The following is a 24,464-nucleotide window of genomic DNA, read 5'->3' as shown; positions in this document are numbered from 1 at the left end:
ATTGTATGCGCATGCCAACCTGCCTGGCACCAGCTATCCCTTCAGCTTCGCAGCAGTCAGATCCAGACTGAGCCTTGCCAGTTTGACCAATTCATCAACCTGTTCCTCGGTGATGACCAAGGGGGGCGATATGATCATGGTATCGCCGACCGCCCTCATCACCAAGCCATTGTTAAAGCAGAATTCCCGACACGTCATTCCGGCATTTGCCTCGGCCGGAAAACGCTGGTTGGTCTGCTTGTCCCGGACAATTTCCAGCGCGGCCACCAGGCCTTTGCCGCGAGTTTCGCCCACCAGAGGATGGTCGGCCAGCTCGCTCCAGCGACGCTGCAAATAGGGGCCGATAGTATCATGCACTCGCTTAACTATGCTCTCGTTTTGCATAAGCTGGATGTTGGCTACCGCCACGGCGCAGGCCACCGGGTGACCCGAGTAGGTGAAGCCGTGGTTGAACTCGCCCCCCTCCTCCACCAGCACCCTGGCGACCCGATCGCTCACCATCACGGCACCCAGCGGCAGATAGCCGGAGGTGATCCCCTTGGCCAGGCACATGAGGTCCGGTTTGATGCCAAACCCTTCGCTGGCAAACCAGTGGCCGGTGCGGCCAAACCCGCAGATCACTTCATCGGCGATGAGCAGGATGCCGTACTGATCGCAGATGCGCTGGATCTCGGGCCAGTAGCTGTCGGGCGGAATGATGACGCCGCCGGCCCCCTGGATCGGCTCGCCGATGAAGGCCGCCACCTTGTCCACTCCCAGCTCCAGGATCTTTTTCTCCAGCTGGCGAGCACGCTCCAGGCCGAACTCGTGGGCACTCATCTCCTGCCCCTCGCCGAAGTGATAGGGCTGATCGATGTGCACTATGCCGGGGATGGGCAAGCCACCCTGAGCATGCATGCCCTTCATGCCGCCGAGGCTCGCCCCCGCCACGGTGGAGCCGTGGTAGGCGTTGTGGCGGCTGATGATCACCTGCTTGTCGGGCTGCCCCTTGCTGGCCCAGTAGTGGCGCACCATGCGCAGCACGGTATCGTTGCACTCGGAACCCGAGCCGGTGAAGAAGACGTGATTGAGATGGGCCGGCGTCACCTCGGTCAGCAGGGTGGCCAGCTCGATCACCGGCGGGTGCGCAGTCTGGAAGAAGAGGTTGTAGTAGGGCAGCTGCTGCATCTGGCGGGTGGCAGCCTCCACCAGCTCCTGGCGGCCGTAACCCATGTTGACGCACCACAACCCCGCCATGCCGTCGAGGATGCGCTTGCCGTCGGAGTCCTCCAGATAGACGCCATCGGCCTTGGTGATGATGCGGCTGCCCTTCTTGTTCAGGGCCTGAAAATCGGTAAAGGGGTGCAGGTGGTGGCTGGCATCCAGTTGCTGCCACTCACGGGTGGTGTGCTGCATTTCTTGCTCCTCGGTTCCTTCGACTCAAGCGGTTTGTTTCGTGAATCGAGAGGCTGCTGGCGCGCTGCCAGCACTCTCGATATGAGCGGGGAGGTTCAGCCTCCCCACAGGGGGGATGCGTGACGGGCACGCATCCGGGTCACACGTTCAGCAGCAGGAATTCCCGTTCCCAGCGGCTGATCACCCCGAAGTAGGTCTCGTATTCCTTGCGCTTGACCGCCACGAAGGCGCGGGTGAAGCGCTCGCCCAGCATCTCCTTGATCGGCTCGCACTGCTCGAGATGGCTGAGCGCCTCCTCCAGCGAGCGGGGCAGGCTGTAGGGCAGCTCGTAGGCGCTCGACTTCATCTCGGGCAACGGGTCCAGCTTCTCCATCATGCCGAGATAGCCGCAGGCCAGGGTGGCGGCCAGCGCCAGATAGGGGTTGGCATCGGCACCGGCGAAGCGGTTCTCCACCCGGCGGGCATTGGGCTCGGAGAAGGGTACCCGCAGCCCGCAGGTGCGGTTCTCCACCCCCCACTGCACGTTGCGCGGCGCGCTCTCGCCGAAGGTAAGGCGGCGGTAGGAGTTGACGTTCGGCGCCAGCAGGGCGGTCACCGCCGGGGTGTATTTCTGCAGCCCGGCGATGAAGTGCATGAACAGCTCGGAGTGGCCGCCGCTCTCGGTGCCGAACAGATTGCGGCCGTTCATGTCCTCCAGACTCTGGTGGATGTGCATGGCGGAGCCGGGCTCGTTGCTCATCGGCTTGGCCATAAAGGTGGCGTAGATGCCGTGGCGGTGAGCCGCTTCCCGCATGGTGCGCTTGAACAGGAACACCTGGTCGGCGAGATCGATGGCATCCCCGTGCAGGAAGTTGATCTCCATCTGGGCGGCGCCGGATTCGTGGATCAGGGTATCCACCTCCAGCTCCTGGGCCTCGCAGTAGTCATACATGTCTTCGAAGATGGGGTCGAATTCGTTGACCGCATCGATGCTGAACGATTGGCGGGCGGTCTCCGGGCGACCGTTGCGTCCCACGGGAGGCACCAGGGGATAGTCGGGATCTTCGTTGCGGGTCACCAGGTAGAATTCCAGCTCGGGTGCCACCACCGGCTTCCAGCCCTGCTTCTCGTAGAATGACAGAACCCGGCGCAGTACCGAGCGGGGGGCGATGTCGATCAGCTTGCCATTGACATCGAAGCAGTCGTGGATCACCTGGGCGGTCGGCTCCAGCGCCCAAGGCACGAAGCGGATGGTGTTGGGATCGGGATAGAGCTGCATGTCCCGCTCCAGCGGGTCGATCATGCTGTCATCGTCCGGGTATTCGCCGGTTACCGTCTGGGTGAAGATGACCTCGGGCAGGCGCATGCCCCCCTCGCGTAGAAACTTGTTGGCTGGGATGATCTTGCCCCGGGCGTTGCCGGTGAAATCCGGAAACAGGCACTCCACCTCCGTGATGCGATTGTTCTCCATCCAGCCTTTGATACTGTCCATGTTAAACCCCGACTTTCGATTGTCATTGGCAAGGGTGTCTAATATATGGAACACCCTTGTTATCAAATTGTAATCAACATCACCATAAAAGCCCGCCATCAAGGGCAATGTCAAGGTGAACTGTTTAAAAAAATATAAATATCGGTGCATATAATGACCAAGACGGCACCAAATACTAAACACTTCATCCTGGACTCAGCTCATTGCAAAGCCAGTGCCAACAGGGGTTTCAGGACGCGACAGAACCCGGCCGAACAGTGGTCCGAATGGGCTTTTCTTTGCAAGGGCGCACAATCCTTGTCCCATTTGCTTTGCTTGGCTGCATTTTTTTGGTACAAGGCCCGCCCTGATTTGCACTCTCTTGCACGATTCGGGTGCAAATCGGACACAAGGGCTTGGTCTGCAGGCAGACAGCCCCCATAAACAGGGATAATTGGGTTAGTAAACTGACTGGTAGTAAATCGTATGTGTGATTTCATGACTGAAGACCAACTGGCCTTTTACAAGGGGCAGATCGAGCAACAGATCGTCGAGCTCGAGGAACGCCTCAACTCCCAGGCCAGCCAGGCCATCGCCACCGATACCAACGAGATGGCTGATGAAATTGACCGTGCCAGCATCGAGGAGGCCCGCCGTCTGGAGCTGAACCGCATCGAGCACGACAAACTGCACCTGCGCAAACTGCGTGGCGCGTTGAAGCGCATCAGCGAAGGAGACTTCGGCTACTGCGAATCCTGCGGTGACGAGATCTCTCTCAAGCGGTTGCAGGCCCGTCCAGAATCCCGTTTCTGCGTCGAGTGCCAGAGCACCAAGGAATTCAACGACACTCACGTATTCCGCCGCGTCGCCTGATCTCTGTAGACCGTCGCGATCCGCGGTGAATCGCGGGCAGGCTGCACGGCCACAAGGTATCCGGTTCATCTCGATGAACCGCGAACCTGACGGCGAACACGCCTTGCTCATGACTTCGCCACAAGATCGCGGAGAAGTTCTGATAGACTCCGGGCTAGCCCCGGATTCTAGAGGAGAACAGAGAGTGAAATGGCTCATCAAGCTGTGCTTGTGTCTGCCCCTGCTGGCACAAGCACAGGTTCTGCAGGTCAAGATCCCCAGCCGGCCCATCAACAGCCTGGATCAGGAGTACCAGATCAAGCTGCTGGAACTGGCCCTGACCCGCTCCGGACAACCCTTTCGCATCGACCCCGTCGAACTCGATCTCAACCAGTTCACCCTGCAGCAGCAGCTGGTCAAGGGCAAGAAGATCAATGTGTTCTGGATGGGTACCTCCAGCGCCCTCGAATCCGCCCTCATCGCCATCCCGATCCCGCTGTTTCGCGGGCTGGAAGGGCTGCGGCTCTCGTTCATCCACCAAGATGCCCAGGAGAAGTTCAACCAGATCAACACCCTGGCCGATCTCAAGCAGATGAAGGCATTGCAGGGTGTCGGCTGGGCCGACAACAGGATCCTGGAGAATGCCGGCATCCCCACCTATTCGGGTCGCTACAGCAACCTGTTCCGCCTCATCAATGACGGTGACAAGGTGGACTTCTTCCCCCGCAGCCTGGTGGAGATCTTCGCCGAACATAGCGAACTGGCCGAGCAATACCCCCGTCTCGCCATCGAGCAGCACCTGCTGCTGCGCTACCCCTTCGCCCAGTTCTTCTTCGTCAGTCCCAACAATCCCAAGCTGGCCAAGGCGATTCAGACCGGGTTGGAGCGAGCCTACGCCGACGGTAGCTTCATGAAGTTCTTCAATGAGAACCCCAGGATCCGCGAGGCGCTGGCCAGCGCCAACCTGGATCAGCGGGTCACCATCAAGCTGGATAATCCGGACATGACCCCCTTGCTCCAACGCATTCCGGCCCAATATTGGCAATATCCGCCCCGCTAAGGGGGCGTTTGTCGCAAGCGGCCACCCCAACGCCGGGTTGGCCACTCTCCACCGCGCCCAGGAGTTGATATGCAAAAGACCAAGATGAGCCTGCTGCTGGCGGGTTGCCTGCTGGCCATGCCGGCCCTCGCCGACAAGGCCGATCCCGTCGGCGAGGTAAGCACCTCGTTCAAGCTGCTCGGCCCCAACCACAAGATCCTGGTGGAGGCGTTCGATGACCCCAGGATCGACGGCGTCGCCTGCTATCTGGCGCGTCCCAAGACCGGCGGCGTCAAGGGCGGACTGGGGCTGGCGGAAGATCCGTCCCACGCCTCCCTCTCCTGCCACCAGATCGGCCCCATCACCCTGCCCGAGAAGCTGAAGGCGGGAGAAGAGGTTTTCGACGTCAGCACCTCCTTGGTGTTCAAGGAGCAGAAGGTGGTGCGCTTTTACGACCAGAAGCGCAATGCGCTGGTCTATCTCACCTACAGCACCAAGCTGGTGGACGGCTCCTACAAGAGCGCCGTCAGCGCTGTGCCCATCATGCCCTGGGGCTGATCCGCGCAAGGAGGCAAGCATGTACGAAACCGTTCTGATCACCGGCGCCACCAGCGGCATCGGCCACGCCCTGGTGCACGACCTGTGCGCACGCGGCTACCGGGTCTATGCCACCGGCAGGAGCGAAGCCGCCCTGGCCGAGCTGATGGCCGCCACCGGCTGTCTCGGCAGCAGCGCCGATCTCACCGATCCCCCGCAGGCCATGGCCCTCTATCAGCGGGCTCGCGAAGCGCTGGGGCGGGTCGATGTGCTGATCAACAACGCCGGCGCCAACCCGCGCAAGGCGCCGATCGCCGACACCACGCTGGAAGAGTTCGAGCTGCAGTACGCCCTCAACCTGCGCGCCCCCTATCTGCTCGGACGCGAGGCCCTGCGCGAGATGATCCCGCGCGGCAACGGTTACATCATCAACGTGGTGAGCACCTGCGCCCTGCGCCACCCCACCCCCATGGGCATCTACAGCACCATGAAGAGCGGCCTGGCGAGCCTGAGCCAGGTGATGATGAAGGAGGCCCAGCCCCACGGCATCAAGGTCTCGACCCTCTACCCGGGCGGCGTCGATACCCCGTTTCGGGCCGAGGCCAAGCCTCACTACATGCAACCCGCCAGTGTGGCCACCACCATCACCACCCTGCTCGGTCTGCCGGCGGACGTGATCGTCCACGAGATGACCTTCCGGCCGCCGTTCGAGCTGGAGTGAGTACGTCATGCGGGCATGGTGATCAGGATCACGGTTTGTAGTAACGTGACGCCATCAACCGATACGGAGTTCCAACATGAAAGTCGCCGTTTTCAGCAGCAAGAGCTATGACAAAGAGCATTTCAACCAAGCCAACAGCCAGTACGGCTTCAACCTGGAGTTTTTTGATGTTCGTCTGGAGGCCAAGACGGCCCGACTGGCTCACGGCTTCCCGGTCGTCTGCCTGTTCGTCAACGACGATGCGGATCGCGAAGTCCTGACCGAGCTGGCCGCCAACGGCACCAAGGTCATCGCCCTGCGCTGCGCCGGTTACAACAATGTGGATCTGGCTGCCGCCAAGGAGCTGGGGATGAAGGTAGTGCGGGTACCGGCCTATTCACCGGAGGCGGTAGCCGAGCACGCGGTGGGGCTGATGATGACCCTCAACCGCCGTATCCATAAGGCCTATCAGCGCACCCGCGACGCCAACTTCTCGCTGGAGGGGCTGGTCGGCTTCAACATGCATGGCCGCACCGCCGGCATCATAGGCACCGGCAAGATTGGCATCGCCACCCTGCGCATTCTCAAGGGCTTCGGCATGCGGCTGCTGGTAAGCGATCCGTACCAGAACCAGGCGGCGCTCGATCTGGGGGCCGAGTACGTGGATCTCGACACCCTGTTCCGCCAGTCCGACGTCATCAGCCTGCACTGCCCGTTGTTCAAGGAGAACTACCACCTGCTGAACAAGGAGGCGTTCGACAAGATGAAGGACGGGGTGATGATCATCAACACCAGCCGGGGCGGCCTGCTCGACTCCAACGCCGCCATCGAGGCACTCAAGACCGCCCGCATCGGCGCCCTGGGGCTGGACGTCTACGAGGAAGAGGAAGATCTCTTCTTCGCCGACAAGTCCAACGAGGTGATCACCGATGACGTGTTCCGCCGTCTGTCGGCCTGCCACAACGTGTTGTTCACCGGCCACCAGGCCTTCCTGACCCGCGAGGCGCTGCACGCCATCGCCGATACCACCCTCAGCAACATCCGGGCGCTCGACGGCCAGGGTCGCTGCGACAACGAGGTGGAGTAAGGGATAACCCCTTTGTTCACCCTGCGCCGGGTTGTGAGACCCGGCGCCATCGGGTAGGCTAGCCCCCCTTTTTTATTCAGGAGTCTGGCTGCCCATGTTTATCGGATTTGATTACGGTACCTCCAACTGTGCCGTTGCCGTGATGGAGCAAGGCAGCCCCAGGCTGCTCAATCTCGGCGCCTCCCGCTATCTCCCCTCCACCCTGCACGCCCCCCATCGGGATGCCATCGCGGGCCTGCTGGCCGAAGGGCTGGCCCCGACCCGTCAGGCGGAATACCTCAAGCTGCGCGGCCCCGTGGTGACCCGAGCCCAGAGCGTGCGCCGCCAGATGCGGGAAGAGGGGCTGATCGACGAGCTCAGCTTCGGCACCGCGGCGCTGGAGCGCTATCTGGAGGAGCCGGACGAGGGCTATTACATCAAGTCGCCGAAATCCTTCCTCGGCGCCTATGGTCTCAAGGCTCCCCAGATTGCCCTGTTCGAAGACATCGTCTGCGCCATGATGCTGCACGTTCGCCAGCAGGCGGAACAGCAGACCGGAGCCCCCATCCGCCAAGCGGTGATCGGCCGCCCGGTCAACTTCCAGGGGCTGGCGGGGGAAGAAAGCAACCGCCAGGCCATCGCCATCCTGACCGAGGCGGCCCGCCTCGCCGGGTTCGAACAGGTGGAATTTCTCTACGAGCCGGTGGCGGCCGGTTTTGAATTCGAGGCGCGCCTGACCGAAGATTCCGTGGTACTGGTGGTGGATATCGGCGGCGGTACCACAGACTGTTCCATGCTGCGCATGGGCCCGAGTTACCGTGACCAGCTGGATCGCAGCGGCGATCTGCTCGGCCACAGCGGCCAGCGCATCGGCGGCAACGACTTCGACATCCGCCTGACGGTGGAAGGCATGATGCCACTGCTCGGCATGCACGAGACCCTCAAGACCGGCAAGCCGCTGCCCCACCCCCTGTTCTGGGACGCCGCCGCCATCAACGACGTCAGCGCCCAGAGCCGCTTCTACAGCCTGGATACCGCCCGCCAGCTGCAGGATCTGCAGCTCGACAGCCAGCCCGGCAGCAAACTATCGCGCCTTGCCAACCTGCGGGCCCACAAACTGAGCCACCAGCTGGTGTGGCGCGCCGAGCAGGGCAAGATCGCCCTCTCGGAGCAGGATCTGAACCGCCAGTCCCTGGACGAGCTGGAGAAAGGGCTGGCAGCCGAACTCAATCGCGAGCAGCTGGCCTGCGCCTCGGCGCCGCTGCTGGAGAAGATCGGCGAGCTGATGGATGAGGCCATCGCCGCCGCCGGTGTACAGCCGGATCGCATCTTCGTCACCGGCGGCAGCGCCCGCTCGCCGCTGATCGCCAGCTTTATCCGCCAGAAGCTCCCGGCTATTCCGCTGGAAGGGGGCGATGACTTCGGCTCGGTCGCCTCCGGTCTGGCCCGTTACGCGGAGCGGTTGTTCACTTCGGCGAACCAGGGGGAATAACCGCCCCGGCTCAGGAGTGCCACAAAACAACAGGGAGGCCAATGGCCTCCCTGTTGTTTCTCATGCAACCCTCAGGGCTGAGGGCTGGTCATGTCGAGGCCATCGACGCAAAGCAATCTGGCCGGCGGCATGGCGATACCCGAATCGAGGCAGTAGTCGACTATCTTGTCCTCGAACTGGCCGTATACCACCTCCAGATGCTGGGGTTGCCACATGCGGGCCGTCCAGATACGCCCCGTGCTGGTGGCGGCGATGCCTGACACGGGTTGCTCCCTGGCCAGCAGGATTCCGAGCACGGCAGGCAGCGTATCGCAAAACTCCCTGACAGCCCGGCAGGCCAGATCATGCAGCCGATCGCCACGTCGCGGCGTGACAGCCGTCTGGTAGAGGATATTGCCGCCATCGATGGCCTCGGTCGTCTCGTGCAGGGTCATCCCCGTCATCTGGGGCTCCAGCATGTAGCTGGGCCAGAAGTGGGTGATGCAGCCACGGTACCAGGGCGAGAGGCCGCCGTGCACATTCCACGCCATGCCGTCAAAGCAGTTCAGCAACTCGGGGGAGAGTTTGTGGCAACCGTAGGAGAGCAGCAGTGTCGGCTGCAACTGGCTGATCCTGCGGATCATCTCGGGCCCGTTCAGCTCGTCATGCCCGATGCTGATGGCCGCATCCAGCGGTGCCCCCTGGGCGGCAAAATAGTGCTGCTCACACTCGTCACGCAAGCGGAAGTGGTGTTGCCACAGTGCGGTCAGGCGCCCATTCAGATGAGCCGGTGGCGCCGGTGTGAAGTATTCCCGCCGTTCGGCGAACCAGGTCACCGGCAGGCCGCTGGCCATCACCTGGCGCGCCAGGTAGCGGTGGCGGGGGTGATCCCCGGTAATCAGGACTATCGACATGTTTTCTCCTGTCAGCGGCACTGCGGGGCAGTAAACCGGATAAGCTCAGCCTCTTCCAGCAAGGGTACCACGGCCAGCAGGGTGGCCAGCGGCATCCTGGCACGACGCGCCATCTGCAGCAGCGTGTGCCGGCCGTCGGCCAGATTCAGGATCCACTGCATCGCCATCAGCTGGGTACGGCCATCCAGCAGCTGATCGCTCGACTTGCTGTAGCTCGCAGGCGAATTCAGGTTGGGGTAGAGCCCCCGTTTGCCGAGCTGAGGTTCACCGTAGGGGTTGGTACGCTCGAATACCCCGGCATTCTCGTGCTGCAACAGCAGTTGTTCGAGCTGAGCGATGGCCTCGATCAGACGGGAGATCTGCATGAACTCCTTGGTATCACCGCTGGTATGGTATTCGGCAAAGTTGCCGTAGACGGTGCGGGCCGCTTGCGCCACCGGCAGGTCAAAGCCCGGCGAGCAGTACTGGCGCTCGTCCGACCCGTGGCAGGGGGTGAACTCGCGGACCGCCCAACGCTCGGGCTGTTCGCTGGCCAGCTGGCGTACCAGTTGATTGAGCAGGCACTCCTCCTGCCTGGCCAGCTTGACGGAGAGGACGCTGGCCGGCCCTCCCAGACAGGTCAGCACCAGACCACCGATGCAGTGGGACTTCAGGTGCTCGCCATAACGATGCAGGTAGCAGAGGCTCCCAATGGTTTCGGGCGCCAGCACGAAGCGGTAGCTGAACCGCCGCTTCGGCCAGCGGGCCAGCCTGTGGTACAAGCCGAGCAGCACCAGGGGGCCGCTCAGCTCGTTGTTCGCCATGCTGGGGTGACACAGATAGCTCGACAGCAGAAACTCCTGCCGGCTCTCGCCGCCCAGCAGGGCCGTGCCGTAATTGATCTCGCCGGCCTGGAACCGGCTGTCGATGCGCACCTGATAGTCACCGGGAGCCAGCTGCGCCAGCTCGTTGTGGGTGAGGCAAAACCCCCAGTTGGGCTGGTAATAGGAGGTGACGTAGGGGATCAGATCCGGCAGATGCGGCAGGGTATGAAGCCGGGGGCGCAACTCCTCGAGCGAATAGCGCCCCTCAACCGGCGCCGAATAATTGACCACCCTCAGGTTGTGATCGGCAAAATCGGCCACCACGCGGCCATCTGGCGCAGTCAGTGTCGCCGAATCGATATGCCATTCGTGCGGGACAGTCCAATCGAAGACCTGGGTGCCGGAGGGCGTGCTCTCCAGCTGCAATGGCATCTGCTCGGCAAAGATGGCCAGACTCTCGCGCAGCCCCGCCCCCGAGATGCTGCGACAGATGGGAAACAGGCGGTCAAACAGTGAGTCCAGCTGCTCGGTGGTCATTTTATATGTTTCATCAAGGCGTTAATCGTTGCGGCACTTTATCACACCCGGCATTGATGGCACCAAATGACCGACTGGTGCACGTTCCCAAACGCCCCTGATCATCTGTTGTCTGCATGGGGAGCTGGCATTCTGTTGTCTGTTGCCCGACCGGCTGTTTACCCAGCAGATCGGGCACATTGCCGGCAAAAAGCAGATAGATGTCGCTATTTAACGACACAGGGGCAAAATGGCGGCGACAGAAGCGGTCGGCTTGCTCTCCTCTGCCCCTGCTGCAAATGGTCCCGACAGGATATGCTTGTCGCTCCCCCCAACGGAGCCTTGATATGTCCAGATTGCCCGCCCTGCTGATCCCCCTTTTCATGCTCGCCGGATGCAGCTCGACTGCCTTTGTCCAGCAGGATCTGCAACATCATCACTGGGTGCTGAGCAAGCTGGATGGCCAACCGGTCGCATCGGTGCGCGACAATCCTCCCGACCTCGAGATCGGCGAACACTTCACCGTCAACGGCATCGCAGGTTGCAACCGTTACTTCGGCCAGGGCCATCTGAAAAAAGACAAGTTGTGGGTCACCAGCCTCGGCAGCACGGTCAGGGCCTGCACGCCCCCCCTCGATGCCATCGAACAGGCGGTGCTCACCACCCTGACAGAGGGGGCGCGTCTGAGCGGCGACAGCCAGACCCTGATCCTGCAGGGCAAGCAGCACCGTTTGGAATACCAATTGCGCGACTGGGTGTTTTGACGCTCAAAAGCCGCATCACAAACAGGAACATGTTGCCCGGCTGTGGCACAATATGAGGCAGAATTCGCAATGGAGGCTGCCTCAGCCATGTCGATGGACCGTCTGTTTGACAAGATCAAGCAACTCCCCACCATACCCAAGCTGCTGCACGAGTTGATGCAGAGTTTCAACGATGACAACGCCCGCATCGACCTGATTGCGGCCAAGATCGCCATGGATCAGGTGATCAGCGTCAAGGTGTTGAGGATGGCCAACTCGGCCGCCCTGCGCCGTGGCAACGAAGTGACTTCGGTCGAGCAGGCGGTGATCCGCCTTGGCTTCAACCGCTTGCGCTCCATCGTGGTTGCCTCCGGCATCATAGGCAGCTTCAAGACTCCCCCCAGCTTTGACAAGAACAAGTTCTGGACCGAGACCTTCCAGGTGGCCACCATCGCCAGGACGCTGGCCAAAGAGGCCAATGTGCTGGATCCCGAAACCGCCTTCACCTGCGCGCTGATCCACAACATTGGCGAGTTGCTCATCCAGAGCACCCTGCCGGAAGAGGCCGAACTCATCAATCTGGCGATCCAGAAGGGGAGCAGCCGGGTCGAGGCCCAGCGGGAGATGCTTGGATTTGACTACGCCCAGCTCGGAGCCGAGCTGGCACGGCGCTGGAACCTGTCGGAGAGCTTCGTCGAGGCCATCTCCCAGCAGCTGGATCCCCTCTCCCACGATCCGATCAGCAAGGAGGCGGTGCTGATCCGCCTCGCCGTGTTTATCTCCTTCGCCTGGAATGCGGGGGTGCCTGCCCAGGCCATCATAGCCCGCTTCCCCAAACCGTTGGCCGACCAGCTTGGGCTGGACCCCAAGTCGTTGGCAAACCAGCTCGAAACGCTGCACGAACAGGGCAACGCCCTTGCCGAGCTTCTGACTCAATAAGTGATCATGACCCATCCGTTTCTGTTTCATCCCCAGGTGGCGCCCTGGTTCAAAGAGAGCGCCGATGCCCTGCAACTCACCCTGTTCAGCGAACTGGACGCCCCGATCCGCGAGGTGTGGCTGCGCCACGAGCCGGACAACGAGGAGTATCTGGTGCCGATGACAGCGGTCTCCACCCGCGATCGGCTGCAGGTATGGCAGGTCACCCTGCCACTTCACAAGGGGCAGGACATCCACCTCTACTGCTTCAAGTGCCTCACCGATGAGGAGCAGTGGTGGCTGCACGGTGCCGGCGTCAGTTCGGCCATGCCGCCGCGGGAACAGCATTTTCGCTTCAACAGCCTGCACCAGCCGCCGGCCTGGGTGCAGGATCAGGTGTTCTACCAGATCTTCCCCGACCGCTTCTGCAACGGCGACCCGTCGCTGAGCGTCAAGCATCACGAGTACGAGTACCGCGGCAAGGCGGTCATCAGCAAGGCCTGGGGCGAGCCGGTCAGCCGTCACGACGAGGGACACGGCGCCTGCGAATTCTATGGCGGCGATCTGGCGGGTATCGATGCCAAGCTGCACTACCTGCAGTCCCTCGGGGTGACGGCGCTCTACCTCAACCCCATCTTCGATTCACCGAGCAACCACAAATACGACACCCAGGACTATTTCAAGGTCGACCCGCATCTGGGCACCAATGCCCAGTTCGCCGAGCTGACCCGCAACCTGCACCAGCGCGGCATGAAAATCATCCTGGATGCGGTGGTCAACCACACCTCCACCGAGCACCCCTGGTTCTGCCCGCCGCTGGGGGCCCAGAGCAACCCGGATTCGCCATGGCGCAGCTTTTATACCTTTGATGGCGATGGGGATTACGTCAGCTGGAAAGGCATTCGCAGCCTGCCCAAGCTCGATTTCTCCAGCGAGCAGGTACAGGACGCCGTCTACCGGGCCGATGACGCCATCCTGCGCTACTGGATGCGTGCCCCCTACCAGATCGACGGCTGGCGCTTCGATGTCATCCACATGCTGGGTGAGCGGGGCACAGCCGAGGGCAACAGCGGCCATGTGCGCGCCATTCGCGGCGCGGTGAAGCAGGAGAACCCGGACGCCTACGTGCTCGGCGAACACTTCTTCGAGGCGAGCCAGTGGCTGCAGGGAGATCAGGAAGACGGCGCCATGAACTACTATGGCTTCGCCCACCCGATCCGCGCCTTCCTGGCCGGGCAGGATATCGCCTATCACCCCATCAAGATCAGCGCCGAGGAGCTGGATCGCTGGCTCAGGCTGGCACGGGCCCACATCCCGTTCAAGAACCAGCTGGCCCAGTTCAACCTGCTGGACAGCCACGACACCGCCCGCTTCCTCCACCTGCTGGGAGAAGACAAACAGCGGATGCGCCTCGCCGCCACCCTGCTGCTCACCTATATCGGCGTGCCCTCCATCTACTACGGTGACGAGGTGGGGCTCTCTGGCGGCAACGACCCGGATTGCCGTCGCTGCTTCCCGTGGGAAACCACCGCCTGGGATCACGTGCTGCACGACCACTACCGCCGCCTGACCCAGATCCGCCGCCAGCGCCCCTCCCTGCGCCGTGGCGATATCCAGACCCTCTACGCCGGCCCCCACAGCTATGTGTTCGCCCGCACCCTGCAAAGCGATCAGGTGGTGGTGGCCTGCAATCGTCATCCCAGCGAGCCGCGCACCATCAGCCTGCCCCTGTGGCAGACCGCCAGCCCGGCCAGCCGCTTCACCGATGCCTTCAACGGCGACAAGTTCGAAGTGGTGCAGGGAGAGCTGCAACTGACCGTCCCCGCCAATTCGGCCAGGGTGCTGCTTTCCAGCTGAGAGTGACGCTCTCCAGTTGAGAATAAAAACCGGAGCCCAGTGCTCCGGTTTTTCGTTTGTGCAATCGGCGCTGGCTGGCAACCCCGCCCATGGCTGCGGGCAGCGCCCTATGACGGCCCGACCGTATCAGTAGTTGATGCTGACGTAGGGTACTTCCGGCACCTGCCACAGCTGCTTGAGGCAGACGGTGAGCACAAAGAAGAAGTTGGCCAGCAGGTTGGCGAAGCGATAGAGGATGGGGTCGAATGCGACGCCACTCTCTTCCAGCCGCACCAGCAGTCGCACCACCTTCTTGCTGCCGCAGCGGCACAGATGCAGGATCGGGATGGGTTGCGGCCCCTGGGGCAGCACGAAACCGGTGACCCGGCCACGGCTCGCCTCGTTATAGTGATCGTAACGTCCCTTGAGCCAGTCCAGATCTTCCTCGAAGATGCCGAGCTTGCCGCGTACCGAACCGTTGAGGTTGTAGATAAGCCGTTGCAACGCTGCGAGATCCGCCAGCATGGGCTGAATATCGGCATCCGGTGCAAGGTGTGACAGCACGGCCCCCACCTGACAGCAGAGCTCGTCGGTGGCGATTTCAAAATCACATTTGAGCGACGTTTCGAAAATAAAGGGGTAGCAGAGCTCGCGCTTGTCTCTGGGCTTCTTGGGGTTCATGGGACGACCGGATTGAAGAAAAGGCCAGTTTGCCAGCCCCCGGCGGGCGTGGCAAACGGCTGATTATTAAGGAGTGAGGCCGGCTATCAGCCGTACTGGCTGTCGGTTCCGGTCGCGGGCTGGAACTGGCCAATCATCCGCAGCGCCTCTAGCATACGCTGGTTGAAGCTGGTGAAGCTGTTGACCTGAGCCGGTTCCTCCTCCCCTCTGGCGGCCAGCACGGCAGGCACCAGCGCCTGTTGCTGGGAGGCGGGCAACAGGGTATCCGCCTGCTGCTGCACCTGATCAAGTTTGGGCAGGTAGTCGGCCAGCGGTTTGAGCATCTCCTGCAGGGAGTGGGCCCCCTGATAGGTCTGGCTCAGCTTGACGCTCTGCTTGAGCTTGAGGGAGTAGGAGGCCAACTGGCTGTCATCCAGTTGCAGCTCGCCCGCTTTCTTGAGCAGATCGTCGAAGTTGCCTGAGAAGAAGCTCCCCGCCAGATCGTCGATCCCCTTGACCAGCTTGCCGATAGAGTCCATCTCTTCGCTGCTGAGATCCCCTTCCAGGGAGAAGCTGAAGCTCTGGCTCGACTTGAGGCTGAACTGGCTGCCCCCCTCACCCTGCCTGGACTTCATCTGCCAGCTGTCGTTGAAACGCAGCAGCACCTTGTCGCCATCCTTGGTTTCGATCTCCAGAATGCCCTGCTGGCGGCTGGCCATCTCGATCGCGGCCCGCTCGGTGGGGGAGACCTTGCCGAAAAACTCCCGTTCAAACTCCTCGAGCCCGTCCTGGATCAACTTGTAGCTCTGCTCGATGCCGGTCTTGATGTCCTCGTTGTCGGTAGCCAGATCCCCCAGCTGCTGCTTGGCTGCGTTGAAGCCCATGTCGACCCCCTTGCGGGCCTGCTCCATCATCTTGGTCAGCTCGTCATCGGACTTGCCATCGGCACGAGCTGCCCCCAGCCGGCCGGTGACGAACTGCAGCACGTTGTCGGCCACCGACTGGAAGTCAAACAGGGTCTCGGGGGTGATCTCCTCCGGCGCCTTCGTCTTGGGCGCCTGATAGTGCTGGCCGTTGATCTCCAGGGAGAATTGCAGCGCCTGCTGGATCAGCACCTGAGCCCACTTCGGCGGCTGGTGCAGGGAGACCTCCTCCCCGCCCTGATTCTGCTTTGCCTGTGCCTGTTGGGGCGATTTGGGAGAAACACCCACTCCCTTGGGTTGGGCTGCGCCCACGCCATCGATTTGCATCATGTGTCCTCCCATCATGCCTGTAGATCGGATATCGGCCCGATTGCACACTTCTTGACCACAAAATACTGGACAATCCAGAGCGGCCTTTTAAAATCGGGCCCCTTTGGGTGGCCTGTTGCCTTCCCCCGTTTTCGTTCCGGCCCGGCCGGTGTGCATATGAGGTATCTATGACCCAATCCCAACGGGCTTCCGATGACTCCCATCCCCTGCGGACTCCTGCCGACTACCAGGCCCAGCTCGACGAAAAATGCGAGCGACTCACCCGACTGTTCGCCGGCTACCCGCTCCCAAAGCTGGAGGTGCATGCCTCACCCGCCGAATATTACCGGATGCGCGCCGAATTTCGCATCTGGCACGAGGGGGATGACCTCTTCCACTGCATGTATGCACCGGCCACCAGAGAGATCATCCGGGTCGACCAGTTCCCCACCGCCAGCCGCCTCATCAACCAGCTGATGCCTGTGTTGCTGGAGGGGCTGCGCCCGCAGCCGGTGCTGCGCCGCAAACTGTTCCAGATCGACTATCTCTCGACCCAGTCCGGCCAGATCGTTGTCAGCCTGCTCTACCATCGCAAGCTCGAGGCCGAGTGGCAGCAAGCCGCCGAGGCATTGCAGGCCGACCTGCGTGCCAAGGGGTTCGATCTGCAGCTGATTGGCCGCGCTCACAAGCAGAAGATTTGCCTCGGCAACGATTTCGTCGTCGAGCAGCTGAACGTCGCCGGTCGTCAGTTCACCTACAAGCAGGTGGAGAACAGCTTCACCCAGCCCAACGCCGCCATCAACGAGCAGATGCTGGGTTGGGCGCTGGACGTGACCCGGGGCAGCGAGGGCGACCTGCTGGAACTCTACTGCGGCAACGGCAACTTCTCCATCGCCCTGGCCCAGAATTTCAGCAAGGTGCTGGCCACCGAGATCGCCAAGCCGAGCGTGGACTCCGCCCAGTTCAACATCGCCGCCAATGGCGTCGACAACCTGATCATCCTGCGCATGTCCGCCGAGGAGTTCACCATGGCAATGCGCGGTGAGCGTGAGTTCAACCGCCTCAAGGGGGTCGACCTCTCTGCTTACCAGTGCAACACCATCTTCGTCGACCCGCCCCGCGCCGGTCTCGACGATGCTACCGTCAAGCTGGTGCAGGATTACGACAACATCCTCTACATCTCCTGCAACCCCGAGACCCTGCAGGCCAACATGCAGGTACTCGGCGAGACCCACGAGATCGCCCGCTTCGCCCTGTTCGACCAGTTCCCCTGGACCCACCATATGGAAGCCGGGGTCTATTTGAAGCGCAAGGCCGGTTAAGCCGTAAGAAACACATAAAAAAACAGGGCCGGATGGCCCTGTTTTTTTATTGCCGTACTGCCCGCAGGCAGTTGCCATTACTTCTTCTTGGCGTACTTCATGGAGTCCAGCGCCACCGCCAGAATGATGATGCCGCCCTTGATGATGAACTGCCAGTAAGGGCTGACGCCGATATAGGTCAGACCGTAGTTGATCAGGGTGAAGATGAGTACCCCGGTGATCACCCCGGCCACGGTACCCACGCCGCCGGCGAACGATACCCCGCCCACCACGCAGGCCGCGATGGCGTCCAGCTCGTACATGAAGCCCAGGTTGTTGGTGGCACTGCCGATACGGCCCGCTTCCAGCATGCCGCCGAAGGCGTAGAAGACGCCGGCCAGGGCATAGATCATCACCAGGTTGACCGCCACATTGACACCGGAGACCTTGGCCGCTTCCGGGTTGCCACCGATGGCGAAAATGTTCTTGCCAAAGCGAGTCTTGTTCCACAGCACCCAGACGAACACGCTGGCGATGGCCGCGTAGAAGGTCAGGTAGGAGAGCTTAAACCCTCCTATCCGGATAAAGCCCTGGGCAAAGCTGGAGAAGCGGGGATCGAAGCCGGCTACCGGCGAAGCGCCCACCGAATCGAAATAGAGGGAGTTGATACCGTAGACGATGATCATGGTCCCCAGGGTGGTGATAAAGGGGGTCACATTCAGGTAGGCCACGATCAGGCCATTGATGAGGCCAATCAAAGCCCCGACGGCGCACACCAGCAGGATCACCACCGGGATGGGCACCTCGCCCAGGGTCGGGAAGACCTTGTTGACGTTGGTCAGCGCCTGCAGCATGGTCGCCGCAATGAGCGCCGCCAGGCCCACCTGGCGACCGGCCGACAGGTCAGTCCCTTGAGTGATGATGATGCCCGCCACCCCGAGGGCAATGATGACCCGCACCGAGGACTGGGTCAGGATGTTGCTGAGGTTGGTGAGGCTCAGGAACGAGGGTTCCTTGATGACGATGATCATCAGCAGCACCAGCAGCACCACATAGATGCCGTTCTCCTTGAGCGCCTGCATCAGGTTGAAATTTTTTGCCGACTCCATAAATGTCTTCCTGTCTCTAGAGGTACAGAGATGCCAGACGCAATATCTCGCTCTGGTCAGTTTCTTTGGTATTGACGATCCCGGCGACCCGGCCATTGCTCATCACCAGGATGTGGTCGGTGATCCCGAGCAATTCCGGCATCTCGGACGAGATGATGATGATGCCCTTGTCCTTCTTCGCCAGCTCCAGAATGAGCTGGTAGATCTCGAACTTGGCCCCCACGTCGATGCCGCGGGTCGGCTCGTCCAGCATCAGGATCTCCGGCTGGGTCAGCAGCCAGCGGCCGATGATCACCTTCTGCTGGTTGCCCCCCGAGAGGGAGCCGATCTGGGTCTGCTGGGTCGGTGTCTTGACCCGCATGGAGTCGATGACCCACTGGGTGTCGCTCTTCATTTTCTGGTCGCTGAGCAGCCCCATGGAGCCCTTGTAGTTGTCCATGTTGGCGATCAGGGAGTTGAAGGCGATGTCGAGACGGGAATAAATGCCGGTGGAACGACGCTCTTCCGTAACCAGGGCGAAACCGTTGCGAATCGCCTCGTGGGCATTGTGGTTCGCGATCTCCTTGCCATGAAGCCGGATGCTACCCTCGACATGCTCACGGATGCCGAACAGGGTTTCGACGATGTCGGTACGCTTGGCCCCCACCAGACCGGCGATGCCAAGGATCTCCCCCTTGTGCAGGTTGAAGGTGATGTCCTGGATGGAGGGCTGGTTCTTCGCCGTCAGGTGCTCGACCTCGAGGATCACCTCTTTCGGCTGGTTGGTTTTCTCCGGGAAGCGCTGGGTGAGCTCGCGACCGACCATCATGCCGATGATCTGATCCATGGTCATCCCCTTGAGGGGCTGGGTCGCCACCCACTGGCCATCCCGCAATATGGTGATCTCGTCACAGAGCTGGAAGATCTCTTCCATCTTGTGGGAGATGTAGACGATGCCGCACCCCTTCTCCTTGAGCTTGTTGATGATCTTGAAGAGGTGGTTGACCTCTTTCTCGGTCAGGGAGGAGGTGGGTTCGTCCATGATGACGATCTTGGCATCGTAGGAGAACGCCTTGGCGATCTCGATCATCTGCATCTGGGAGACCGACAGGGTCGCCACCTTGACCCTGGGGTCGATGTCGATATCCAGCTCGTCGAAGATCTGCTTGGTGTCGTCATACATCTTGTCATGGTCGATGAACCACCCCCTGGTGGGGTAGCGACCGAGCCACATGTTGTCCATCACGGAGCGTTGCAGCACCAGGTTCAGCTCCTGATGCACCATGGAGACACCGTTCTCCAGCGCCTCCTTGGAGGAGGTGAAGTTGATCTCCTGCCCCTTGAAGAAGATCTTGCCCTGATCCTTCTCGTAGATGCCGAACAGGCACTTGAGCAGCGTGGATTTCCCCGCCCCGTTCTCGCCCATCAACGCATGCACAGAATGAGGACGGACCCGTAAATTGACATTATCGAGTGCCTTGACGCCAGGAAAGCTCTTACTGACGTCAATCATCTCCAACAGCCATTCTGATTGTTGCTGTGTTGTCATATCAGCCATCACATCTGGTTGAAACAGAGGGCAAGGGGATCTCCCTTGCCCTGAAGGGGAGGATTACTGGAACTGGGACAGGTTGTCTTTATCGACACCGACGTAGGGAACACGGACGACCTTGTCGACAATGTTCCAGCTGGTGCCTTCACCGGCGGGTTTGCCTTCGGCCAGGTTCTTGGTCAGATCGAAGGTGGCCTTGGCCTGGTTGGTCGCATCGTTCAGCACGGTACCGGCCATGGCACCGCTCTTGACCAGCGCCAGGGCCTCCGGCAACGCATCGACACCGAACACCGGAATGGCGGTCTTGCCCTGAGCCTTGAGGGATTCAACAGCGCCCATTGCCATGCCGTCGTTGTTGGCGATGACCACTTCGATCTTGTCGGCGTTGGGGCCGGAGATCCAGGCATCCATCTTGTCTTTCGCCATGGCGGTATCCCACATACCGGTATCCATGTGAAGCTGCTGGGTCTTGATGCCACCCTCGTTCAGGGTCTTGACCACGTAGGTGGTGCGGGCTTCCGCATCCGGGTGGCCCGGTTCGCCTTTCAGCAGCACGAACTGGATGACGCCATCCTTGTTCAGATCCCAGGCCGGATTGGCTTTCCAGTGCTTGGCAATCAGCTGACCCTGGATAATGCCGGACTCCTTGGAGTCTGTACCTACGTAATAAGCCTTGTCATAGCTGGCCAGGTCGGTGGCGTTCGGTTCCTTGTTGTAGAACACCACAGGCACGTCTTCACCGCGGGCCTTCTCGATCACCACAGGGGCCGCCGCCGGGTCAACCAGGTTGATGGCCAGGGCCTTCACCCCCTTGGCCAGCAGCACGTCGATCTGATCGTTCTGCTTGGACTGGTCATTCTGGGAGTCATTCATCAACAGCTCCACGTCCGGATTGGCTGCCGCCTCCTTCTCGATGGCTTTGCGTACGACCGACATGAAGTTATCGTCGTATTTGTAAACGGTGACCCCGATCCGGGTTTCGGCATGGGCAGTGGCGCCGGCCATCAGGCCCATCAACAGGGTGGCAACTGTGGTGAGTTTTTTCATTATGTGTGCTCCGATGTATCTATCTGTGTTGTAGGGTGGCGAGCAATTGAGCAATCGCCAGTAAATGTAATCGGTTTGTTGTGATTCCTTCTGTGATCCTCACAACGAAATGGAAACGATTACACTTTGTTACATTGAAACCTTCTTGTTATTTTTCAAATACATAAAATAGAAATTGAGATTTGAGACTCAATCAATCCTGGTCTGTTGAGGCTAGTCGTTGTGGCCAGGTTGTCAAAACGGCTCAAATCAGGGTGCAACGCCAGTGGTAGCGGCGTGCCGTCAACTGGTACTCGGGCCGCACGCTCTGGCTCCAGGAATCATCCCCGCCGACCCCCATGTGGGCGCCATCGAGGCAGACATGGATCCCCTCTTCTGCCACCAGATCGCTCTGGTGACGCGCGGCGGCGAGCTGCTGCTGGCTGAAGCGGCTGACGCTGAAATGGAAGGTCCCCGTCACCCTCACCTCCCCCAGCTGTAACCAGCGGCTGTCGCAACGCAACCCGTTGTCGGAAGGGAAGATGTAAGGGGTGTGCATGGCGGCCAGCGGCGCACTCCAGTGCCCCAGATCCGCTCCCAGCAGACGATCCGGATAGTTCTCGTGGGGGCCGCGTCCAAACCACTCAACCCGCCCCGGCACACCGACCAGGTGCAGCAGCAGGCCGATACGGGGTAGGGAGGGGAGTGCAGGTGCAGGCGCCAGCTCCGTCTCTATCTCGAGGGTCATGGCCCCCTCGCTGGTGAAGCCGTGTCGCCACTGGCTGACCACCAGCAATTGCCCGTCGTAGAAATAGCCGTGACGAACCCGGATCTCGCCCTCTGCCGCCACCATGCCGAGGCAACGGTGCTGCCAGTGGGTCAGGCCGCAGGCCTGCCAGCGGGCGATCCAGGAGTCGGGATCCGCGTGGTCCGCCTCGCTGGTGCCGATATCGTTGTCGAGCGGCGCCCGGTAGAAGTGATCCCCGATCGGCGCCAGCAACTGCTCCAGCCCCCCCTTCAGCCAGCTAATGATGCGGCCGCTCGCTCTGTCCAGCCGCCATTGGTTGTCACCACCGCAGGCAAGCCATCCCTCGGAAGATTCGGTCAGGGTTGCCGGGGTGACTGGAGCCGGTAGCGCCAAGGGGGCAGGCAACATAAATTGCTGGCGCGCCACCTCGTGGCCCGCCCCGGACCAGGGGGTGGCGAGAGGCTGGATGATGGCCAGATCGAGCCAGACCAGAGCGCCAGGCGCGAATTCCGGCAAGGTATCGACCAGCGTCAGCTCGCACTGGCCCAGGGGCGCCAACGCGAGGGAAATCTCTCCCTCATGCCGCACGCGCCCGTTTTCGCACAGCCGCCAGCGCAGCTGCTCGTTGTCGGCTGCACGGAACAGATATTCACTCTCGATCTGCACCCGCAGCGGCGCATGTCCCACCAGCGTAAACCGGAATGGCTGCTGGGCCCGTTTTGCCTCGAACAGACCAGGATGAGGCGTGCGATCGGGAAACAGCAGGCCGTTGCAGCAGAACTGGCGATCGTTTTGCACCTCCCCGAAGTCACCGCCATAACCCCAGTAGTGGCGACCGTCGGTCGTGTATTTGTCGAGCCCCTGATCGACCCAGTCCCAGACAAAGCCGCCCTGCAGTCTCGGATGATCGCGAAACGCCTGCCAGTAGTGGGCATAGCCCCCCAGGCTGTTACCCATGGCGTGGGCGTATTCACACAGGATCAGCGGCCGGGTCTCGCCGGGCAGACCAATCCACTTGGCCAGTGCCCACTTGGGCACCGCCGGGAAGGGTTGATCCTGATGGGTTCGGGCATACATGGGGCAGATGATGTCGGTGGCCGGGGTATCGGCTCCGCCCCCCTCATACTGCACCGGACGGCTCGGATCGCTGCGCTTGATCCAGCCATACATGGCATCGTGGGCCGGGCCATAGCCGGACTCATTGCCGAGGGACCAGATGATGATGCAGGGGTGATTGAAATCACGGGCCACCATGCGGGTGGCACGCTCCAGGAAGGCGTTGCTCCAGGCGGGATCTCGCGCCAGCCGCCCCATGGGGGTCATGCCGTGGGTCTCCAGATTCGCCTCGTCCACTACATAAAGCCCCAGCCTGTCGCACAACCGGTAGAGTGCCGGATGATTGGGGTAGTGGGAGCAACGCAGGGCATTGAAGTTGTGCTGCTTCATCAGCCGCAGATCCTGCTCCATGGTGGCAAGATCGATGGCATAGCCCCTGGCGGGATGGTGCTCGTGACGGTTGGTGCCACGAATGAGCAGCGGCTGACCGTTGACCCGCAGCAAGCCGTCACGGATCTCCACCACCCGAAAGCCCACGTCGCAGGCCTCGCTCTCAATGGCCTCACCCTGCTCATCCAGCAGAGTCAGGGTCAGGCGATAAAGGTGGGGGGTCTCGGCGCTCCACTTGCGCGGCGCCGCCAGAGCCAGCCACAATTCGGCGCGATCGTCATAAGCCCCTTTCTCGTCAATGGGTTGAGTGCCGATCTGCTGGCACAGGGTTGCAACCCGCTCACTGCCGTCATAGAGATTGGCCACCACTGACAACCCGGCGGCATTGGCCGCCTGTAGTTCAATCTTGAGGCTCCCATCCCGATAGCAAGCATCGAGCCCAGGTGTGACCCGCATGTCCATCAGATGACGGACCGGCTTATGAAGCAGGCTGACGGAGCGGAAGATCCCCGACAGCCACCACATGTCCTGATCTTCCAGATAGGCACCGTCCGACCAGCGCAGCACCAGCACCGCCAGCCGGTTTTTGCCCGCTCGCAGACAGGGGGTCAGATCGAATTCGGCGGGCAGTCGGCTGTCCTGGGAGTAGCCGACCCAGTGTTCATTGCAGAAGAGATGAAAAGCGCTGCTCACCCCGTCGAGAATGATACGGCTCTGACCGCAGGCCAACCAGTCGGCGGGCAACTCGAACTCACGGGAGTAACAGCCGGTCGGATTGTCGGCCGGTACTCTGGGGGGATCGCAGGGAAACGGATACTTGATGTTGGTGTAGATGGGACCGTCGGTCAGCGGGCGATTCCCAGGGTAGGCTGCATCCAGCTGCCAGTTGCCGGGTACCAGGATGGGGCAGGCATCCGCCAGATCGCCCTTTAGCCAGGCCTCCGGCACCAGTTCGGGGGCCGCGAAGAAGGAGAAACGCCACTCACCATCCAGTGACAATCTGGAGAGCGAGGCCCTGTCGAGCCGGGCATCTTCCTCGTTGCGCCAGCTGAACAAGGGGGTGTGGGCAGGCAAGCGATTCACCGAGGTAATCGCCTGGCTCTGCCAATCCTGACGCGCCACTATCTCCCTGAGCATTCAGATACTCTCCACCGATACGAAAACGTATTCA

Annotated in this window: 20 protein-coding genes; 10 read left to right on the top strand and 10 right to left on the bottom strand. The window is 61.3% G+C overall.

Going from position 1 to position 24,464, the window contains the following annotated elements; genetic code table 11:
* Window positions 1-33: 33 nt before the first annotated feature.
* Together ACB028_RS17440 and ACB028_RS17435 are read right to left on the bottom strand one after the other, a co-directional pair.
* A complete protein-coding gene (locus ACB028_RS17440) occupies window positions 34-1,395 on the bottom strand; it encodes an aspartate aminotransferase family protein (RefSeq protein WP_371144838.1) in 1,362 nt (453 codons plus the stop codon).
* Window positions 1,396-1,534: 139 nt separating this feature from the next.
* Window positions 1,535-2,866: a glutamine synthetase family protein gene (locus tag ACB028_RS17435; protein WP_224210620.1), complete on the bottom strand. Its 1,332-nt coding sequence runs from the start codon at window positions 2,864-2,866 to the stop codon at window positions 1,535-1,537.
* A gap of 465 nt (window positions 2,867-3,331) precedes the next feature.
* Here ACB028_RS17435 and ACB028_RS17430 point away from each other — a divergent pair, with 465 nt between their 5' ends.
* From ACB028_RS17430 to yegD, 6 genes are all read left to right on the top strand, one after another.
* Window positions 3,332-3,718, top strand: a complete 387-nt coding sequence (locus ACB028_RS17430; RefSeq protein WP_026457164.1) for a TraR/DksA C4-type zinc finger protein — start codon at window positions 3,332-3,334, stop codon at window positions 3,716-3,718.
* A gap of 184 nt (window positions 3,719-3,902) precedes the next feature.
* Complete coding sequence (locus ACB028_RS17425; RefSeq protein WP_216993425.1) at window positions 3,903-4,757, top strand: hypothetical protein; 855 nt, start codon at window positions 3,903-3,905, stop codon at window positions 4,755-4,757.
* A 69-nt stretch (window positions 4,758-4,826) separates the two neighbouring features.
* Window positions 4,827-5,294 carry a CreA family protein gene (locus ACB028_RS17420; protein WP_026457162.1) on the top strand — a complete coding sequence of 156 codons (468 nt, stop codon included), beginning with the start codon at window positions 4,827-4,829 and terminating at the stop codon, window positions 5,292-5,294.
* Between the two features lie 19 nt (window positions 5,295-5,313).
* Window positions 5,314-5,994, top strand: a complete 681-nt coding sequence (locus ACB028_RS17415) for an SDR family oxidoreductase (protein ID WP_026457161.1) — start codon at window positions 5,314-5,316, stop codon at window positions 5,992-5,994.
* Window positions 5,995-6,070: 76 nt separating this feature from the next.
* On the top strand, window positions 6,071-7,060 hold the full coding sequence (locus tag ACB028_RS17410) for a 2-hydroxyacid dehydrogenase (protein ID WP_026457160.1): 990 nt from the start codon (window positions 6,071-6,073) through the stop codon (window positions 7,058-7,060).
* A gap of 94 nt (window positions 7,061-7,154) precedes the next feature.
* Window positions 7,155-8,531: a molecular chaperone gene (gene yegD / locus ACB028_RS17405; RefSeq protein WP_371144837.1), complete on the top strand. Its 1,377-nt coding sequence runs from the start codon at window positions 7,155-7,157 to the stop codon at window positions 8,529-8,531.
* Between the two features lie 71 nt (window positions 8,532-8,602).
* Here yegD and ACB028_RS17400 read toward each other — a convergent pair whose 3' ends face one another.
* Window positions 8,603-9,424: a formyl transferase gene (locus tag ACB028_RS17400; protein ID WP_201942435.1), complete on the bottom strand. Its 822-nt coding sequence runs from the start codon at window positions 9,422-9,424 to the stop codon at window positions 8,603-8,605.
* A gap of 11 nt (window positions 9,425-9,435) precedes the next feature.
* The gene (locus ACB028_RS17395; protein ID WP_371144836.1) at window positions 9,436-10,764 is read right to left on the bottom strand and encodes a DUF4910 domain-containing protein; all 1,329 of its coding nucleotides are present in this window, start codon (window positions 10,762-10,764) and stop codon (window positions 9,436-9,438) included.
* Window positions 10,765-11,090: 326 nt separating this feature from the next.
* Here ACB028_RS17395 and ACB028_RS17390 point away from each other — a divergent pair, with 326 nt between their 5' ends.
* From ACB028_RS17390 to malZ, 3 genes are all read left to right on the top strand, one after another.
* The gene (locus ACB028_RS17390) at window positions 11,091-11,507 is read left to right on the top strand and encodes an META domain-containing protein (protein WP_042027272.1); all 417 of its coding nucleotides are present in this window, start codon (window positions 11,091-11,093) and stop codon (window positions 11,505-11,507) included.
* A gap of 69 nt (window positions 11,508-11,576) precedes the next feature.
* Entirely contained in the window at window positions 11,577-12,425 is an 849-nt protein-coding gene (locus ACB028_RS17385; RefSeq protein ID WP_042027271.1) for an HDOD domain-containing protein, read from the top strand.
* A 6-nt stretch (window positions 12,426-12,431) separates the two neighbouring features.
* On the top strand, window positions 12,432-14,261 hold the full coding sequence (gene malZ / locus ACB028_RS17380) for a maltodextrin glucosidase (RefSeq protein ID WP_371144835.1): 1,830 nt from the start codon (window positions 12,432-12,434) through the stop codon (window positions 14,259-14,261).
* Window positions 14,262-14,387: 126 nt separating this feature from the next.
* On the opposite strand, the gene ACB028_RS17375 is transcribed toward malZ, so the two are convergent.
* Both ACB028_RS17375 and ACB028_RS17370 read right to left on the bottom strand, forming a co-directional pair.
* Window positions 14,388-14,921 (bottom strand): ATP--cob(I)alamin adenosyltransferase, encoded by a 534-nt coding sequence (locus tag ACB028_RS17375; RefSeq protein ID WP_371144834.1) that lies wholly within the window; start codon window positions 14,919-14,921, stop codon window positions 14,388-14,390.
* Between the two features lie 86 nt (window positions 14,922-15,007).
* Complete coding sequence (locus tag ACB028_RS17370) at window positions 15,008-16,150, bottom strand: DUF5610 domain-containing protein (RefSeq protein ID WP_042027325.1); 1,143 nt, start codon at window positions 16,148-16,150, stop codon at window positions 15,008-15,010.
* Between the two features lie 170 nt (window positions 16,151-16,320).
* On the opposite strand from ACB028_RS17370, the gene trmA reads away from it, so the two are divergent.
* A complete protein-coding gene (gene trmA, locus ACB028_RS17365; protein WP_371144833.1) occupies window positions 16,321-17,454 on the top strand; it encodes a tRNA (uridine(54)-C5)-methyltransferase TrmA in 1,134 nt (377 codons plus the stop codon).
* Window positions 17,455-17,531: 77 nt separating this feature from the next.
* Here trmA and mglC read toward each other — a convergent pair whose 3' ends face one another.
* The 4 genes from mglC to ACB028_RS17345 all read right to left on the bottom strand — a co-directional run bounded on the left by mglC (window position 17,532) and on the right by ACB028_RS17345 (window position 24,430).
* Window positions 17,532-18,542 carry a galactose/methyl galactoside ABC transporter permease MglC gene (gene mglC / locus ACB028_RS17360; protein WP_026456961.1) on the bottom strand — a complete coding sequence of 337 codons (1,011 nt, stop codon included), beginning with the start codon at window positions 18,540-18,542 and terminating at the stop codon, window positions 17,532-17,534.
* Window positions 18,543-18,558: 16 nt separating this feature from the next.
* Window positions 18,559-20,079: a galactose/methyl galactoside ABC transporter ATP-binding protein MglA gene (gene mglA / locus ACB028_RS17355; protein ID WP_371144832.1), complete on the bottom strand. Its 1,521-nt coding sequence runs from the start codon at window positions 20,077-20,079 to the stop codon at window positions 18,559-18,561.
* A gap of 54 nt (window positions 20,080-20,133) precedes the next feature.
* Complete coding sequence (mglB, locus tag ACB028_RS17350) at window positions 20,134-21,120, bottom strand: galactose/glucose ABC transporter substrate-binding protein MglB (protein WP_082037535.1); 987 nt, start codon at window positions 21,118-21,120, stop codon at window positions 20,134-20,136.
* Between the two features lie 244 nt (window positions 21,121-21,364).
* Entirely contained in the window at window positions 21,365-24,430 is a 3,066-nt protein-coding gene (locus tag ACB028_RS17345; RefSeq protein WP_371144831.1) for a beta-galactosidase, read from the bottom strand.
* Window positions 24,431-24,464: the final 34 nt, after the last annotated feature.

Origin of the sequence: Aeromonas sp. S9(2024), assembly GCF_041403185.1 — a bacterium.
GTDB lineage: Bacteria > Pseudomonadota > Gammaproteobacteria > Enterobacterales > Aeromonadaceae > Aeromonas > Aeromonas enteropelogenes.
The sequence above is the reverse complement of the archived record's forward strand: the minus strand, read 5'-3'. Positions and strand labels throughout refer to the sequence as shown.